This is a genomic window from Halarchaeum salinum (assembly GCF_039520965.1).
GTDB classification, from domain to species: domain Archaea; phylum Halobacteriota; class Halobacteria; order Halobacteriales; family Halobacteriaceae; genus Halarchaeum; species Halarchaeum salinum.
The window spans coordinates 21,870-38,034 of the sequence record NZ_BAAABL010000066.1 but is presented as its reverse complement, the minus strand read 5'-3'; the positions used below and the strand labels follow the sequence as shown (position 1 = coordinate 38,034).

Sequence of the window (16,165 nt, the reverse complement as noted above, 5' to 3'; positions counted from 1 at the left end):
ACTCTCCCGCTTCACTTCCAACGTTCTAACGACTCATCCCGACGCTGTCTGCGGATTCAATAGAGCCGTTCGGACAGGTCATCGTTGGCTCCTTCGAGTGCCGCTCGAACGTCTGCTGGTGACATCGGCCCCCTGAGGATGTTATCGGCGACGACGACTGCTCCCTCGGCTAACCGAGGGCGGGCGAGTTCGAGTGCGTCCATGTACTGGGATTTATCGTGGTCGATGAGGACGGCATCCCACGGGCCGTCGTACCGGTCGAAGGACTCCATTGCGTCACCTGACTCGTAGTGGACCTCGCCGCGATAGTCGCTCCGGGAGAGGAACGCTTCGGCCCGTTCGAGGTTCGTGGCGTCGTAGTCCGTGAGGACGATTTCGCCGTTGGCCGGGAGTGCGTCGATGAACCATGCAGCAGAGTAGCCGAACCCGGAGCCGAATTCGAAGACGCGACGTGCATTCACGAGCGTCGCGAGCGTCTGGAGGAACTGTCCAGTTTCGGGACCGACGATCGGGAAGCGCTGTTCGCGGCCGTACGTCGCCATCTCCTCAAGCAGTGGCGACGGACGCACGGTCGCAGCCGTCACCGCCTGAACGTCCTCGGGAAGTAGACTCACGGCAGAGACGAAAGAGGGAGCGCGTATCATGCTTTCGTTAGAAGCGAATACGGTCTCTCGATTGAGCGGTAGTGTCGGCGTACGTCCCGATGACTTATTCGCGCCGGCGTGAGACGCAATAGCATGGGATCGACAACTCCACTTAAAACTGTGTTACGCGCGTTCGAGGTGGTTGAGATCCTCGAGGAACGCCAGGGGGCGCGCCCGTCGGAAGTCGCATCAGCTCTTGACGTCACCCGCGCGACGGCGCACGACTATCTCGTTTCGTTAGCGGAGGTCGGCTACGTTACGCGAGAGGACGGCTATTACGACATCGGCTATCGGTTCCTCGAGACAGGGAATCGGAAGAAGTACCGTAACTGGCTATTTCACGCGTCGTCACATACTCTGCACGAACTGTACGAGGAGACGGGCGAGCGCGTCGTACTAGGAATTGAAGAAGAGGGAGACTGGGTACTTATACATATCGAATCCGATCGGGAGAACGTCGGTCTCAGTCCATATAGCGGGCGTCGGACTCCATTACACACGCACGCCGCCGGTAAGGTGATTCTCGCCGAACTCCCGGATGACCGGCGAGCGAAAATCCTGGAGGACGGTGCGCTCGCTGCCTCGACCGAGCGGTCGATCACGGACCCGGCGGAACTTCGTCGGGAACTCGACCAGATCGTTGAGGATGGTTACGCGGTCGATTGGGAGGAGCACGATTCTGATACTGGGTACGCGGCGTGTCCGATCGTTATTGATGGCATGGTGCGGGGTAGTGTTGCCGTCGTTGGGCCTGCGAGTCGTTTCCGGCGTGAGGAGTACCGTGAGTATCTCGTTGGGGAACTGCGTGCGGCTGCGGAGACGATCCGTATCGAGCGGACCCACCTCCTAGAACACGACTGATCGCGGGACGACTGGACAGTCATGGACGACCCTGAGGATTAGGGGCACCTAAAATCCGGAAGGCTTAATAACAATTAGGTGAGCCTAAACAGCATGGCACGAAGACGCCAATTCCTCGCAGGTAGTGCAGGACTCCTTGCAACAGCCCTCGCCGGGTGTAGCAGCGGTGGGGAGACGGAGACATCCACTTCGACGACCGACTCGACGACCACTTCGTCGACGACGGAGAGTGGACCGACGCCCTACACGGTCCACATTGAGCCGAACGAGCCCTACACGTTCGAGGAAGTCCCGGAGACGTACGGCGTCGTCTCCGGGCCGATGCTCGACATCGGCATGTCGATGGGCATCCACCCGAGCGCGACGACCGGCCTCGAACGCGCCCCGCTGAAGTATTACGACCTCCTCGACCTCGGGTTCGACGAGAGTAAGATCACCAAACTGGCCAGCGGCGCTGAGTCCGGCTACGACAAGGAGAACTTCTACGCCGCCGACGCCGACGTTTGGCTCATCCCCAAAAGCACCGTCTCGCGATTCACCGACTGGGACGACTCCGACTACGAGGAAATCGAGTCCCAGACTGGGCCCTTCCTCGGCACCACTCTCCGGTTCGCCCCGACCGCCGCCGTCTCTGACGACCCGAACCCCTACACCCTCTACGAAGCCTTCGAAAAGGTCGCAAAGGTCTTCCAGCGCCAACAGCAGTTCGAGGCCTGGCAGTCCTTCCACGACGACCTTATGAGCACGATTAACGAGGGGCTCCCGCCGGAGGACGAGCGCCCGACAATCGCCGCCATCTGGCGCGGCGTCAGTCCCGACTCCGGTCAGTTCCGCGTCGCGCCTCTCCACCGCCTCGGCAACAACACGAAGTCCTACTACCGCCTCGGCATGCAGGACGCCTTCGAGGGCCACTACCCCGACGGCCCCATCGGCTACGAGGAGCTCCTCGACGTCGACCCCGACTACATCGGCACCGTCGGTGGGCTCACGTCGCTGTCACACGAGGAGTTCGTCAACACCGTCATCGAACCCTTCGAGAACAACGAGAACGGCCAGAACCTCAGCGCCGTCCAGAACGGCAACGTCATCCGCAGCGGCGGCCAGTACATGGGTCCCATCGTCGATATGTTCTCCACGGAGGCCGTCGCGAAGCAGGTCTACCCCGAGACGTTCGGTGAGTGGCCCGGCCCGCTCGGCGAGCTCTCGGAGAGCGACCAGCTCTTCGACCGCCAGCGCATGCTCGACATCATTAACCAGGACTTCTAACTCTCGATGAGCAAGGTCTTAGACGCCCTCGCACAGCGCCGCTCGGACTGGGGGGAGTGGTACGCAAACTCGAAGCTCGCCGCCGTCGCACTCGGAAGTCTCGCCGTCCTCCTCAGCGCGACGCTCCTCCAGGTGAGCTTCGGGGCCTACCCGCTCACCCTCTCCGAGGCCTGGCACACAGTCTTCGATTCGGAGGTCCTGTTCAGCTCCGCGGCGTGGAGCGCCTTCCTACTCGGTGGGGGCCTCCCGGAGTGGTTCACCCGCCAGCAGCTCATCGTCTGGAACATCCGCTTACCGCGCATCCTCGTCGGCGTCCTCGTCGGCGCGAATCTGGCCGTGTCGGGTGCCATCTTCCAGGTCGTCACGCGCAACGAGCTCGCAAGCCCGTATGTCCTCGGGATCAGCGACGGTGCCGGCCTCGTCGTCCTCGTGACGCTCACCTTCATGTCGAGCTATCTCCCGCTGATGCCAGTGCTGGCCGCGATTGGCGGGACGATTGCGTTCTTGATCGTCTACATAATCGCGTGGAAGAACGGCACGAGTCCCGTCCGGCTCGTCCTCGCGGGCGTGGTCGTCGGGACGGTGTTCAGCTCCGTTCAGCGCGCGCTGTTCTTCTTCATCGACGACCTCAGCGTCGTCATGTCCGCCCAAGCGTGGCTGTCAGGCTCCCTACTCGGGACGGATTGGGGACAGGTACGCATCGCGCTCCCGTTCACTATCCTCTCGATGGTGCTCGCGCTCGCAGTCACCCGAGAACTCGACGTCCTCCTCCTCGGCGAGGAAACCGCCTCATCGCTCGGAATGGACGTCGAGAAAATCCGCTTTGCGGTCGCGGGCATCGCTATCCTCTCAACGGCCGCCGCAATCGCCGTCGCCGGCTTGGTGGGGTTCGTCGGCCTCATCGTCCCACACATAGTCCGCAACATCGTCGGCAGCGACTCCCGACGGCTGCTCATCGGGTGTCTCTTCCTCGGGCCGGCGCTCCTCGTCGGTGCCGACGTCGGCGCACGCCTCGCGCTCAGCCCGATCCAGCTCCCGGTCGGTATCATCACCGGCCTCGTCGGCGGCCCCTACTTCCTCTACCTCATGCGCAAGAAGGAGGACCTCGGTTCCGTCTAACCGGCCGGTGACGCCCTGACACGAAATGCTCAACCTTTGATACGTAACACATGACTGATGAACGTACCCAGTCGTCCGAAACGACGACTGACCCAGAGTTCAGCGCCACGGACCTCGTCATCGGCTATCCCGGACTAGACGAGCCGGTTATCGACGGCGAATCCATCCAGGTTCCACCTGGCGACATCACTGCGCTCATCGGGCCGAACGGCAGCGGAAAGAGCACGCTCCTCAAGGGCTTCGCCGACCAGCTCACCCCCGACGCGGGCACCGTCTTGCTCGACGGACAAACGATCGACTCACTGGGAGCGAAGGAGCTCGCGCGCAAGCTCGGCCTGCTCTCCCAGGAGAACGTCTCACCTGACGGGCTCTCCGTCGAGGATCTCGTCGAGCGCGGGCGCTACCCCCATCAGGGGTTCTTCGACTCGATGACCGACGCGGACTGGCAGGCGATCGAGGACGCGATCGAGCTGGCGGGCGTCGAACACCTCCGCGAGCGCGAAGTTGGCGACCTCAGCGGCGGCCAAAAGCAGCTCGTCTGGATCGCGATGGCGCTCGCACAGGACACCGACATCCTGTTGCTCGACGAGCCGACGACGTTCCTCGACCTCCACCACCAACTCGAAGTGATGTCGATCCTCGAGTCCCTCCGCGACGACGCGATGACCGTCGTCGTCGTCCTCCACGACGTCGAGCAGGCGATCCGTTACGCCGATCACGTCGTCGCGCTCGACGAGGGCTCGATCTACGACTACGGCCCACCGGCGGAGGCCGTAACCGAGTCGCTCCTCACGGACGTCTTCGACATTGAGGCCGCGATCCTGGACACCGAGTACGGCCGACAGATCGTCCCGCTCGACCCGGCCGAGGGAAACGGCGATCGGGGTTCCGAGACGCCAGCGGACCGAGCCCAGCCGAATGACGGTTCGGGCGCGGACGAGTGAACACATGGGCCGGACCGACGACGCACTCGATCAACCGCCGACGCTCGAGACGGACGAGCTGACGTACCGGATCGCGGACCGGACCGTGCTCGACGCTGTCTCCGTCGCAGTCGCCGACGGCGAGATGCTCGCGGTCGTCGGGCCGTCCGGTGCCGGGAAATCGACGTTCCTTCGCCTCCTCGTCCGACTCGACGAACCGACCGCTGGCACCGTCCGCTACGGCGGTTGCGACTATCGCACACTGGATCCGCAGACGCTCCGCAAGCGGGTGGGATTAATCCCCCAGCAGTCGGCGCTCGTCGAAGGCACTGTCCGCGAAAACGTCACACTCGGGCCGCGACTCCGGGATGAGCCTGTCGACGACGCCGCAGCGGTGCGACTGCTCGAGCGCCTCGGCCTCCCGGGCACGATGGAGCGGGACGTCTCGACGCTCTCCGGCGGTGAGGCACAACGGGTCGCGCTCGCACGCACGCTCGTCAACGACCCGGACGTCCTGTTGCTCGACGAGCCGACCGCGAGCCTCGATGCGGACACCGAGGCGACCGTCGAATCTGTACTGTGCGACCTCGCGGCCGAGCGCTCGCTCACGGTCGTCGCCGTCACGCACGACGTCGAGCAGGCGGGCCGGCTAGCGACGGATGCACTCGTCTTCGACGGCGATGGCGGCGTCGAGCGCGAACCGACCGCTCGTCTCGTGGGGGCCCGCAAATGATCGACTCGATCCTCAGCGACCCGGCGCTCACGCGGGGACTGGGGCAGGTCGCCGCCGCGCTCGCGCTCGCGGCTGTCGTCGTCGGTATCGTCTCGCTGCGCGGCCTCGGGCTCGAACACGAGTGGAGTATCGCGATCGGGCGTGGCTTCGTCCAGATCGTGCTCATGGGCTCGGTGATCGGGCTCCTCCTCTCGGTCCCGTTCGCCGCGAGCGGGCTCGTCCTCCTCGGGATGATGCTCGGGGGCGCGTGGATCGCGCACTCGCGCGCGGGCGAGATCCCGGGCGCGTTCCGAATCGCGACAGCCGGTATCGTCCTCGGTGCCGGCGTGGTCATCGTCACGATGACGGCGGCGGGTGCCATCGAGGCGACGGTTCGCGATCTCGTTCCCATCGGCAGCATGATCGTCGCGAACGGTATGAAGGCGAGTTCCCTCGCGCTCGACCGCTTCGGCGACGAAGTCGAATCCCACCGCGAGGAAATCGAGGCGACGCTCGCGCTCGGCGTCGCGCCCTCGCGGGCCATCGCTCGGCACGTCGAACGCGGCGTCCGGGCGGCGCTCATCCCGACGGTCGATTCGCTGCGCAGCCTCGGCTGGGTGTGGATCCCGGGACTGATGGCCGGGATGATCCTCTCTGGGGAGGACCCGATCTACGCCGCCGAGTACCAGTTCGTCGTGATGGCGATGATCTTCGCCGCCGCTGGCCTCGCTAGCCTCACATGTGGTCTCCTTGTCGAGCGCTATGCGTTCACCGACGCCCACCAGCTGCGCTCGTTCGGCGGCGAGTCGTGAGTTACGTCGAACACTCGCGGTGACCGAGACGCGGTCGTCGTCTTTTTCGACATATATTGCGAACGCATATGTGAGATGCCGACGACTCACGAGATTGAATACGTTGAGCGCGAATCCGGCCGGCTGGACCTCCACCTCCCGGACGACCGCACGGAGCCGACGCCGGTGATCGTCTGGATCTACGGCGGCGCGTTCCGCCACGGGAGTAAGGACCAGGCCGGACCGGCGCGTCGCCAACTCGAGCGGGGGACGCAGTCGTGAGCGTCGACTACCGGTTGAGCGACGTCGCGACGTTTCCCGCGCAGATCCGGGACTGTCGAGCGGCCGTCCGCTGGGTGAGTGTGCACGCCGACGACTACGGGCTTGACCCGATCGGATCGCCGCGTGGGGTGCGTCGGCGGGCGGGAACCTCGCCGCGCTCGTCGGGACGATCGGTGACGCGGAGCCGTTCGGCGAACCCGACGTTTACGCCATGTATTCTACGAGGGTTCGAGCGGTCTGCGACTACTTCGGGCCGACGGACTTCCTCGTGATGAACGAGCAGGGGAGCGAGCAGGACCACGACACGCCGGACTCGCTGGAATCGCAGTTGATTGGCGGCCCGATTCAGGCGCACCCGGATGCGGTGGCACGCGCCGACTTGATCACGTACATCGAGGGCGACGAACCGCCGCTCTGCATCGTGCACGGTGCTGCGGACCCTATTGTCCCGCACGCCCAGAGCGTCCACCTCCGCGACGCCCTCAATGATGTAGGCGTCCCTGTCTCACTATACACTGTTGAGGGTGCGGGCCACGGCGGCTTCGAGGATCCCACAGTCACCCATCCATTGACGCATTCCTCGACCGTTATCTCCACGACTGACTGTTCTTACTATGTTCGTCAGATATACTCTTACACCTTCTCGTTTCATTCACGGGTTTACGAAGATAGCTGCGTAAAATACTGCGCCGGAGTTCTAGACTGGAGCGAGTATCGGCAGTACGCAATACCTGAATCAGCGATATTGTGTTTTCTCGTCAGAGAATATCTGACGACTGTTCTATCAGGTTCGCTATTGGGGGGCCACGCGTCACGTTGCATCTGGTGACGAGACAGTGAACTCGATGCTCACTCAACGGTTCATGAACGACCACCACGTCGTCGAACACCGATCCGAGATCGGGCATTTGAGACCCCTACACTAGATATATCGATATAAGATTCACCTATCTCGTTAAACGAGCTATCTGTTACCCCTCGATGCTTGACGAGGGAACTCTTTCTGGACGAGGTCACGCATGGCGTTGGTGCGAGCCTGCCGGCGCGTGCGCTCGTCGAGGTAGTGCGTTCGGAGACGGGGACGTCTCGACTACCCTGAGAGGCCGCGACGGCGGTGGTTCCGGCTTCGATGTTCGGGCGCTGCTGGCGGTAGAGGCGGTATCACGTCCGGCACCCCATCTTCGAGAGAGGATAACTCCATTGATGGTATGTCGGCGCGTTCGCCGGGTTGAGGAACCACCGCTGAGTAGTCTGCGTGGATATTGGCCGCTCGACGGACTTCCCAGGGAGGAGGTAGCGGGTCCAGTCAGCGTACTCGACGAGGGGGTCGATTTGCTCGCGGACGGCGTCGATACCGATGAGGAGTTCGACGGTGTTCCGCGTTCGGCGGGTGTTCTTGCGCTCGTCGGCATCAGATGTAGGGGACGTCGCCCTCTTCGGGATTGAGAGTGAGCTGGTCGACGTGGAACACGCTTCGACCGGTCGAGCCCAGCCGGCGAGCGCGAAGAGGAGGACGCGCTCCTTGACGTTGACAACGTCGAGAAGTGCCGCGGGAGAAGCGGGATGATCGTAGAGCGGGTCTTCGCCCCAGTCGAAACGGCTCAGCATATTCTCGGCGGGGTTGTAGAGCCCGCGGCTCACTCTACGAGGAAGATATACTAGTTCTTCACCGAGGGGGTGTACTTCTTTCGAGGCAACCCTCCTCAACTCGATGTCGAGTACACCAGAACGTGTCTTGCACGCGCGCGATCTCGTCCGGTTTCGCCGTCTCGTCGAGCAGCGGTCGGTTCGTGGTCGACCCCCATTTATCGTCGGCGTTCGGCGGGAGGCCGACTTCGTTGTAGAACTCGCCGGGTGGGGGGTCGTAGTCGCGCCGCAAGCGCTCGACGAACCCCGAGTAGTCCCCTTCAGCCATGCGTAGGTCGGCGTCTTCTGTTCGGGATCGACGTCCGGGACGGCGCGGATTACGGGTAATTTCCTCCCGGTAGAAGTGGGCGAAGTCGTCGAAGCGCGCGTAGGTCGGCATCGTCAGTCGAACAGCGGAACGAGAAGCCGGCTCGCTCCATCTTGGGGCGATCCTAAGAGCATAGCTCCGGATAGATAGAGCATGATAGTCTATTTTCTTAGTGCTTGAGGTGCATTGATGCTGACACTGGACGACCACACAATACGGTGAACCAGTTAGAACGGCGCAAAAATAGATGAACCAAATACCGCGATATAGATTATATCGGCGGTCGCTACCCGGTTCGGCGTATCGAACACGAAGGCGATTAGTCACTCAAAACGCCCGAGAACCGCACTCTTGACCAACACCAGGTGAGCGCCCTCCATGAGAAGCAGACACGCTCAAGTTTGCCCCAGCAAGCGCAAGAACAACTCCGACTTGACAGCACCGTCGCAATAATCATCGGCTGCAACGTCGTCCCCGAGTGCATCGCCCACCTTGGGAAATTGATGTGGAACGGCTACGCTGAATCACTTTCATGAGTTTCAGACTCTCACTTCGGCATTTTTTCGTTGTCTCATGCTGCTCAAGAATACAGCTCTAACTGATCGATTCGCTCCGCGAGTCACGAAAAGACTCATCATCGGAGCGATAATGGATACTACGGGATACAGAGGGTTGACCGGTCTGTCTTCTCCGAAGACGTGTCCGCTTTCACTTCACCCGCGTCTGCGTTTGCTCACGCATGAACTGCTGGAGATACCAGTAGCCACCTGCGAACTTTCCGGTCGTTCCGGAGTACTTCCAACCGCCGAAGGGTTGGGCCTGGACCAATGCACCCGTCGTCGCGCTCTGCGAGCGGTTCGCGTAGCACATTCCTGCCTCGATTTCGTCAAACCAGCGTTCGATCTCCGTGTCGTCCTCCGAGAAGATACCTGCACAGAGCCCGTACTCGGTGTCATTCGACTTCTTAATCCCCTCCTTGAGGTCCGAGATGGGATGAATGGTGACGAACGGGAGAAAGTGTTCGTCCCGGGCAAGGTCGTGTTCATGGGGAATGTCAGTCACGACGGTCGGCTCAACGAAGCGGCCGTCACTAAGGTTGCCATCGGTGCGAACGGAGCCGCCGGTCAGAACGGTGCCGTCAGCAGCGGCGCGCTCCGTAATCGACTCGTAGCGTTCGAGTGCATGGTCGCTGATGATCGGGGAGACGAACGCCTCGCGCTTGGTCGCGGGTCCGACCACGAGATCTTCGGCCTCGTCGGCGAGCGCCGCGGTGAACGTGTCGATGACATCCTCGTGGACATAGACTCGGGAGGTCGCCGAGCACTTCTGCCCACTAAACGAGAACGCGCCCTTCAGCACGCCCTCGACGGCGCCCTCGAGATCCGCATCGTCGCTGACGATGACCGGGTTCTTCCCGCCGAGTTCCGCAATCACGGGACCATGTTTGCCCTGTTCGGAGAACGTCTCACGGATTGAGAGGCCGACCTCGCGCGACCCTGTGAAGGCGACACCCGAGACGTCCTCATGTTCGACGAGGGGTTGACCGGCGTTCGGGCCGTCGCCCGTCACGAAATTCAGGACGCCGTCCGGGAGACCGGAGTTGTGGAGTATCTCCGCACATTTCTCGGCGATCAAGGGGGTGGACTCAGCGGGCTTGGTGACGACGGTATTACCGGTGATGAGTGCGCCGGCGGTCATTCCGACAAAGATCGCCATCGGGAAGTTGAACGGTGCGATGACACCGAAGACACCGTAGGGACGGAGAACGTTTTGCGTATGCTGGTCGGGCGTAGGCTCTCCGGTATCGAAGTCGTAGCCGTCCGAGCGCTCGAATTCGCGGGCGTAGAACTCAAGGAAGTCGATGGCTTCATCGACGTCGGCCATTGCTTCGGTCCGGTTCTTTCCGTTCTCGATGGAGATAGTCGCAGCGAGCTCGAACTTCCGCGTCCGCATCGTCTCGGCGGCGTCACGGAAAATAGCGACGCGGTCAGCGACGTCCGTCCGCTCCCACTCATTGGCGATCTCGCTCGCGGCGGCGACCGCAGCGTCGATGTCGCTGGCGTCGCCAGCGGCGAACTCGCCAACGATCAGCGACTGGTCGCCGGGGGATCTGACGTCGAAATGCTTGTCAGTTGTCAGGCGATCGCCGTTGATTAGGAGGTCGTGCGTCGAACCGAGATCGTCCCGGATCGTGGCGACCGCGTTGTCGTACGCCTCGTGGAACGTCTCAATGTCGTCCGCCTGCTCGAACCCGTGGTACGTTAGCTCATTCTCGAATTCTATAGGAGTCACAATTTGTCTGGATGTCTGTGGGTTATTATATTTTTGGGTCGTGTACGACGAGATTCATGTGAGGACTGCTCGAGCAGCGAAGAGGAGATTCTCCTTGCGCTCCATGACGCGCCGATAGAAGTACTGCGCCCACTTTGACCCGTAGGGGACGTACTGGACAACACGGACGTCATCATCCGCGAGATTAAACTGGGCGTCATTGCGGACGCCCATAAGCATCTGCACCTCGTAGGACGTGCCATACTCGTCGTGGAAGTCGCTCGCGAGAGAGATCATTTCAGGATCATGACTTCCCACGGACACCTGCTCAAATTCCTGAAAAAGATACTCGAGATGTCGCTCATAGGCCTGATTGACCTGCGATTTCTCCGTATAAGCGACAGCGGCAGGCTCATCGTATGCTCCCTTCACAAGCCTGACACCTGCGTCGGAATTGGCGAGACGTTTAAGGTCGTCCTCGGTCCGCTTAAGGTTTGCTTGAATGGCAACACCGACGCGTGCACCGTCGCGTGAGGCGTTTTCCACGACGGCATCAAGTGTTGCGTCTGTGGTCGTGTGGTCCTCCATATCGACCCAGATGAAGACATCGTGTTCAACGGCGTAATCCACGATTCCCTCAAGGTTCTCAGCGAAGACGTCGTCGCCAATGTCGAGGCCTATCTGGCTTGGCTTAACGCTAACAGATGCGTCAAGCTCACGCTCGCTAATTTCGGCGACGAGGTAGCGGTACTCCATCATGTCGTCAAAGGCGGGCATATGCTCGTGATAGTGCTCTCCGAGAAGATTAAGGATGGCTCCGATGCCCTGTGCGTTCAACTTGACGGCGTGTTCGAGTGCGCCCTCAGGTGATTCGGCGGCAACGAAGTTATCGGCTATCGGCGGGATCACGTCTGTCAATTAGCTTCCGGTAACAAAAAACATCGCTTTTCTTGATAGACGTTGGTCTGTATGCTGTTTCAGTAGAAGACGTAGACTCCTTGCGCTAGTGAATGCCTGGGATGGGACGGAAGCCAGTGGAGGCGATATCCTATGGCGCTGGCCAATTATATTTGGGACCCATTTTCGGATAAGACAGTTCATAAAATACGAACCGCGTTAGTGGTGCGATATTCAGCCAACGAACCCAGATATGACAGTGCATCTCCCGACCTAGTAGATCTAGTTTACAATAATATCTATGTAATCTAATACTCCTTGGGTGTAGCTAGTTCGAGTATAGTGAACTCCCAACGAACTGTACAGGTAGTATTACATGGCTTGGACAAAGTCGAAGACATTCTACTTCGGAGCAGCGACGCGATGCTTGGGTTAGTCTTAGGGTGACGTGTAGATGCACTTGGACGAGTATTGCGTTCCTCCTCCGATATGTATGTGGGCCGAGTTACTTGACTCCTGTTCTCATTATACGAACTATTTTACCGGTGGACGTCATGTAGATCAGATATGGCGAACGGCAAACGAACATACGAGACAACCGAGACATCCTTTGAAGTTATCCACGCGATAGAGCGCACAGGTGGTGCGACGTTTACCGGGCTCCGATCCGAATTGAATCTACCGAAAAGTACTCTGTACTACCACCTAAACACGCTAGAGGGCCTCGGCTATGTGGCCAAGGAGAATGGGGCGTACCAGCTTGGTCTCCGATTTCTCTCCCACGCCGAGAATGCGAAGCGGAAAGAACCTGCCTATGACATCGTACGGTCGAAGGCACGTGACCTAGCCGATCGGATGCCCGAGGAAATAGACTTCTCAACGGAAGAGAACGGTCGGCTAGTGGTTGTATACCACAATATCGGCGGCTCAGCGATGACTGACTTCAAGATCGGACAATACCTGTACATGCACACGACGGCGGACGGAAAGGTTCTGCTTTCAGAGATGGATGAAGAACGCGTTGACGAAATAATTGATCAGTGGGGGCTTCCACAACTAACTGAGAACACGATTACCGATCGGACAGAGCTCAAGGCGGAACTTGATGAAATCCGGGAGCGCGGGTATGCGATTAACAACGAGGAGCACTATGATGGGCTCCGGAGTGTCGGCGCGACGATAACGAAACCGGATGGTAGCGTACTCGGCGCACTCGCTATCGACGGGGCGACCTATCGTCTCACCGACCAGCAGATTCACGATCACGCCGTTGACCGACTGTTTGAGACGATTGACCAGATCGAGTCAGAGTTTAAAGACGAATAGTTGGACCTAGTGGACTGATTCTGTACATCTTCTATCGGCTGCCGTCTACAAGGGACAGATATAAATGGTATGAATATAACAATATAATCAGAGTTAGCATGGCAGATTCCGAAGCGAGAACGGCGAGAGAGGAGTGGGGGAGTCGCTTTGGCTTCCTCATGGCCTTGCTAGGAGCGATGGTCGGTGCGGGAAACATCTGGAGGATGCCTTTCACGACAGGCCAAAACGGGGGTGGTGCATTCCTCATCGCGTACCTCATCTTCCTGTACCTCATCGCAGTTCCTGGTCTCATGGCTGAGACCATGATCGGGCGCTACACGCACCACGGGGTGATTGGTTCGTTCAAACAACTCCTTGACAGCAAGTACGGTAAGGGACTTGGCATCGTCGTCGTGGTGATCAATATCGCGTTGATGTCGTACTATGCGCCCATCATCGGTTGGGCGCTCTACTACGCAGCACATTCACTCATGATGACGTTCACACAGTCCGGATTCCAGCCCCAGGCGTTCTGGCAGGGATTTATCTCAAACCCAGGTCTCGTCATTAGTATGCACACACTGACGATGGCCGGTATCGCTGGCGTGCTCATCTTCGGGATTCGGCGAGGTGTCGAACGCGTCGTCAAATGGCTGATTCCGCTTCTAGTCGTTGCGCTTGTCGCCGCTGGAGTCCGCGGTATCACACTGCCTGGGGGTATGCAGGGGCTATCGTTTGTCTTCACTCCCGACTGGACGTACCTAACCCGTGGAAGCACATGGATCGCAGCGCTTAGCCAGGCCCTCTTCTCAACGGGACTGGGTTGGGGGATCGCACTCACCTATGGCAGCTATCTCGGACGGTACGACGACGTCCCGCTCGGTGGCGGAATGTTCACTGCTATCGGCAACACGAGTATTGGACTCCTGGCAGTCTTCGCAACTTTTCCGGCGGTCTTCGCATTCGGGCTTGAACCAAGTGGCGGATCGGGCCTCCTATTCGTCTCGATGGCGGAGGTGATTCCGCAGTTACCTGGCGGTGCAATCTGGGCCATCGTGCTGTTCGTGTCCTTCTTCTTCGCGACATTCACCTCCGGGCTCGGCATCACCGAAGTCGGAGTCACGACAATATCCGAGGAAACACGGCTCTCCCGGACCGGTGCAGTCGTTGCGGTCTGCACGGCTATCTGGGCATTCGGTCTTCCGAGTGCTTACTCGTCGACCTTCCTTGGTCAGATGGACTTCATTATCGGTCGGTACGGACTCCCGCTCGCCACACTAACTATCGTCTTACTCATCGTGTTGAAGTTCAGTCCCGAGCGCGCGCGAGTAATCGCTCTCAATCGCTACGCCGGTATTCACGTTGGCCCGTGGTGGAACTACGTCATCACCTATGTCATCCCGACCGTGATGGTCGTGATCCTCGGGTACGGTATTGTCACCAGTATTGGAACCGGCAACCAGACACTGATGCTCATCGGCGTTGCGCTCATGATCGCGCTCGTGGGCGCAAGTATGATTGCAGGAGGTATTATCAACCAAACACCGTCTGAGCCCGTAGAGTCAACGGGGGGTGACTGAAATGGCGCTCTCAACGCTTACATGGTTCGTGATGATATTCATGGTATTCGCACTCCCTGTCGTCGCAAGCGCCATCCTCGTACGGTCGATGCGGACGGAGGGACGCAAGCTCACACTACTCAACGAGCAGAGCGACATTGAGGGTTACTCGCCGCGCGCACTTCAGGAGCTTCGGGAATGGATTGAAATGAATCCAGATGACCCGTACGCACAGACCGCCAAACAGCGCTACAACGAATGTGTCAGGACGCTCCGTCGAGTTGAGGAGCCATACTACGACTGGTCCGACAAGCAGATTCAACAACTCGAGACAATAGACGATGGAAATTGACAAGGCATTCGACCAGAATGTGCGCACTGACGCGGCCTTCACGACGATCGATACTCACACTGGTGGGGAGCCGACGCGGATCATCGTCGATGCTGCCGATCAGTTCACCCTGGCTGGTGACACTGTCCGGTCGAAGCGCGATTCGTTCGCCGAGGATTCGGATTGGGTTCGCGACCTCTTAATTCGGGAGCCTAGGGGACACGACGATATGTTCGGTGCAGTCGTCGTTGAACCAGAAGACGACTGTGCCGATATTGCGGCGTTCTTCATGGATAGCAAGGGCTACCTGGATATGTGTGGCCATGGAACGATCGGTGTCGTCTCCGCACTCATTGAACTAGGAGAGTTGTCATCCGCATCTACCGTCTGCGTTGAGACGCCGGCTGGACTCGTCAAGACGCATCCCGAATATGACGACAATGGCGGTGTTGAGCGAGTAGTCGTACAAAACGTTGATTCGTTCGTCTATAATTCCTTTGAAGTCCCAGTTTCGTTCCTGAAGACGCCTCTTTCCGTTGATGTCGTCTACGCGGGGAATTTCTTCGTACTGGTCGACAGCGAGCAACTCTCCAGGCCACTTGAGACGACATACACTGACGAGTTTATCGAGTGGGGACTCGAGATTCGGCAGGCAGTCAACAACGAGTGCGATATCGTTGATCCACGCACCGGCGAGCACGCTGCGGTCGCGATCACAGAGATTTACGAACATGCATCGGACGTTGACCGAAGCGTCGTTGTATTCGGTGATGGGCAGATTGATCGATCTCCATGTGGAACTGGTACGTGTGCAAAGATGGCACTCCTATACGAGGAAGGTAAATTATCCGTTGATCAAGCTTATCCCTACGAGAGCATCATCGGCACGCGATTTGAGGGGAAGATCGTGGACTCTACAGATCGCAACGGCACCATTGTAGTGACGCCTACGGTCGCTGGATCAGCGTACATCACAGGAAAGCACACTTTTATCAAGGATTCGAGAGATCCACTGCAAAGTCTGAGGATCTCCGGAACTGAAGAGTGATATCTACATATCGATAATATAACGACGGTCATAGCGCCCGCCGTCCAAACCGGACTGGCTACTGCTATGGGAACGCCCACGTTATTGGCTTGTGTGGCAGATTACGAAAGTCGTCATTTCCCGTAATAGACTCTTTTGAGCTGTGGATACATTTCGATACGACGACACTATCTATAAGTATCGATTAGAAGTAGTTGCTGGG

The 16,165-nt window shown here is 59.4% G+C and carries 16 protein-coding genes and 1 pseudogene; 12 read left to right on the top strand and 5 right to left on the bottom strand.

What is annotated here, in order from left to right; all coding sequences use genetic code 11:
* Positions 1–56: 56 nt before the first annotated feature.
* The gene (locus ABDZ36_RS11125) at positions 57–614 is read right to left on the bottom strand and encodes an O-methyltransferase (RefSeq protein ID WP_211313095.1); all 558 of its coding nucleotides are present in this window, start codon (positions 612–614) and stop codon (positions 57–59) included.
* A 123-nt stretch (positions 615–737) separates the two neighbouring features.
* Here ABDZ36_RS11125 and ABDZ36_RS11120 point away from each other — a divergent pair, with 123 nt between their 5' ends.
* From ABDZ36_RS11120 to ABDZ36_RS11085, 8 genes and pseudogenes are all read left to right on the top strand, one after another.
* Complete coding sequence (locus tag ABDZ36_RS11120; protein WP_343749314.1) at positions 738–1,505, top strand: IclR family transcriptional regulator; 768 nt, start codon at positions 738–740, stop codon at positions 1,503–1,505.
* A gap of 93 nt (positions 1,506–1,598) precedes the next feature.
* Positions 1,599–2,771 carry an ABC transporter substrate-binding protein gene (locus ABDZ36_RS11115; RefSeq protein WP_211313097.1) on the top strand — a complete coding sequence of 391 codons (1,173 nt, stop codon included), beginning with the start codon at positions 1,599–1,601 and terminating at the stop codon, positions 2,769–2,771.
* Between the two features lie 6 nt (positions 2,772–2,777).
* Complete coding sequence (locus tag ABDZ36_RS11110) at positions 2,778–3,890, top strand: FecCD family ABC transporter permease (protein ID WP_211313098.1); 1,113 nt, start codon at positions 2,778–2,780, stop codon at positions 3,888–3,890.
* Positions 3,891–3,940: 50 nt separating this feature from the next.
* Positions 3,941–4,834 (top strand): ABC transporter ATP-binding protein, encoded by an 894-nt coding sequence (locus tag ABDZ36_RS11105; RefSeq protein ID WP_211313099.1) that lies wholly within the window; start codon positions 3,941–3,943, stop codon positions 4,832–4,834.
* 4 nt (positions 4,835–4,838) lie between these two features.
* Positions 4,839–5,546 (top strand): ABC transporter ATP-binding protein, encoded by a 708-nt coding sequence (locus tag ABDZ36_RS11100; protein WP_211313100.1) that lies wholly within the window; start codon positions 4,839–4,841, stop codon positions 5,544–5,546.
* The gene (locus ABDZ36_RS11095; RefSeq protein WP_211313101.1) at positions 5,543–6,337 is read left to right on the top strand and encodes an ABC transporter permease; all 795 of its coding nucleotides are present in this window, start codon (positions 5,543–5,545) and stop codon (positions 6,335–6,337) included. Before ABDZ36_RS11100 ends, ABDZ36_RS11095 begins: the two co-directional genes overlap by 4 nt.
* Positions 6,338–6,412: 75 nt before the next feature.
* Positions 6,413–6,598: a carboxylesterase family protein gene (locus ABDZ36_RS11090; protein ID WP_211313102.1), complete on the top strand. Its 186-nt coding sequence runs from the start codon at positions 6,413–6,415 to the stop codon at positions 6,596–6,598.
* Positions 6,595–7,427, top strand: a pseudogene (locus ABDZ36_RS11085) (alpha/beta hydrolase fold domain-containing protein). The gene ABDZ36_RS11090 and the pseudogene ABDZ36_RS11085 overlap by 4 nt, the downstream one beginning before the upstream one ends.
* 332 nt (positions 7,428–7,759) lie before the next feature.
* Here ABDZ36_RS11085 and ABDZ36_RS11080 read toward each other — a convergent pair.
* The 4 genes from ABDZ36_RS11080 to ABDZ36_RS11065 form a co-directional block, all read right to left on the bottom strand.
* Complete coding sequence (locus ABDZ36_RS11080; RefSeq protein WP_211313105.1) at positions 7,760–8,206, bottom strand: NUDIX hydrolase; 447 nt, start codon at positions 8,204–8,206, stop codon at positions 7,760–7,762.
* A gap of 58 nt (positions 8,207–8,264) precedes the next feature.
* Positions 8,265–8,513 (bottom strand): hypothetical protein, encoded by a 249-nt coding sequence (locus ABDZ36_RS11075; RefSeq protein ID WP_211313106.1) that lies wholly within the window; start codon positions 8,511–8,513, stop codon positions 8,265–8,267.
* Between the two features lie 747 nt (positions 8,514–9,260).
* Positions 9,261–10,844, bottom strand: a complete 1,584-nt coding sequence (locus tag ABDZ36_RS11070) for an aldehyde dehydrogenase family protein (RefSeq protein ID WP_211313107.1) — start codon at positions 10,842–10,844, stop codon at positions 9,261–9,263.
* Between the two features lie 54 nt (positions 10,845–10,898).
* The gene (locus tag ABDZ36_RS11065; RefSeq protein ID WP_211313132.1) at positions 10,899–11,732 is read right to left on the bottom strand and encodes a proline dehydrogenase family protein; all 834 of its coding nucleotides are present in this window, start codon (positions 11,730–11,732) and stop codon (positions 10,899–10,901) included.
* Positions 11,733–12,287: 555 nt separating this feature from the next.
* Here ABDZ36_RS11065 and ABDZ36_RS11060 point away from each other — a divergent pair.
* The 4 genes from ABDZ36_RS11060 (at position 12,288) to ABDZ36_RS11045 (ending at position 15,963) form a co-directional block, all read left to right on the top strand.
* Positions 12,288–13,046: an IclR family transcriptional regulator gene (locus ABDZ36_RS11060; protein WP_211313108.1), complete on the top strand. Its 759-nt coding sequence runs from the start codon at positions 12,288–12,290 to the stop codon at positions 13,044–13,046.
* 158 nt (positions 13,047–13,204) lie between these two features.
* A complete protein-coding gene (locus tag ABDZ36_RS11055) occupies positions 13,205–14,605 on the top strand; it encodes a sodium-dependent transporter (protein WP_425545315.1) in 1,401 nt (466 codons plus the stop codon).
* 1 nt (position 14,606) lies between these two features.
* The gene (locus ABDZ36_RS11050) at positions 14,607–14,936 is read left to right on the top strand and encodes a DUF8026 family protein (protein ID WP_211313110.1); all 330 of its coding nucleotides are present in this window, start codon (positions 14,607–14,609) and stop codon (positions 14,934–14,936) included.
* Positions 14,926–15,963: a proline racemase family protein gene (locus tag ABDZ36_RS11045; RefSeq protein WP_211313111.1), complete on the top strand. Its 1,038-nt coding sequence runs from the start codon at positions 14,926–14,928 to the stop codon at positions 15,961–15,963. The genes ABDZ36_RS11050 and ABDZ36_RS11045 overlap by 11 nt, the downstream gene beginning before the upstream one ends.
* The last annotated feature ends 202 nt before the right edge of the window (positions 15,964–16,165 follow it).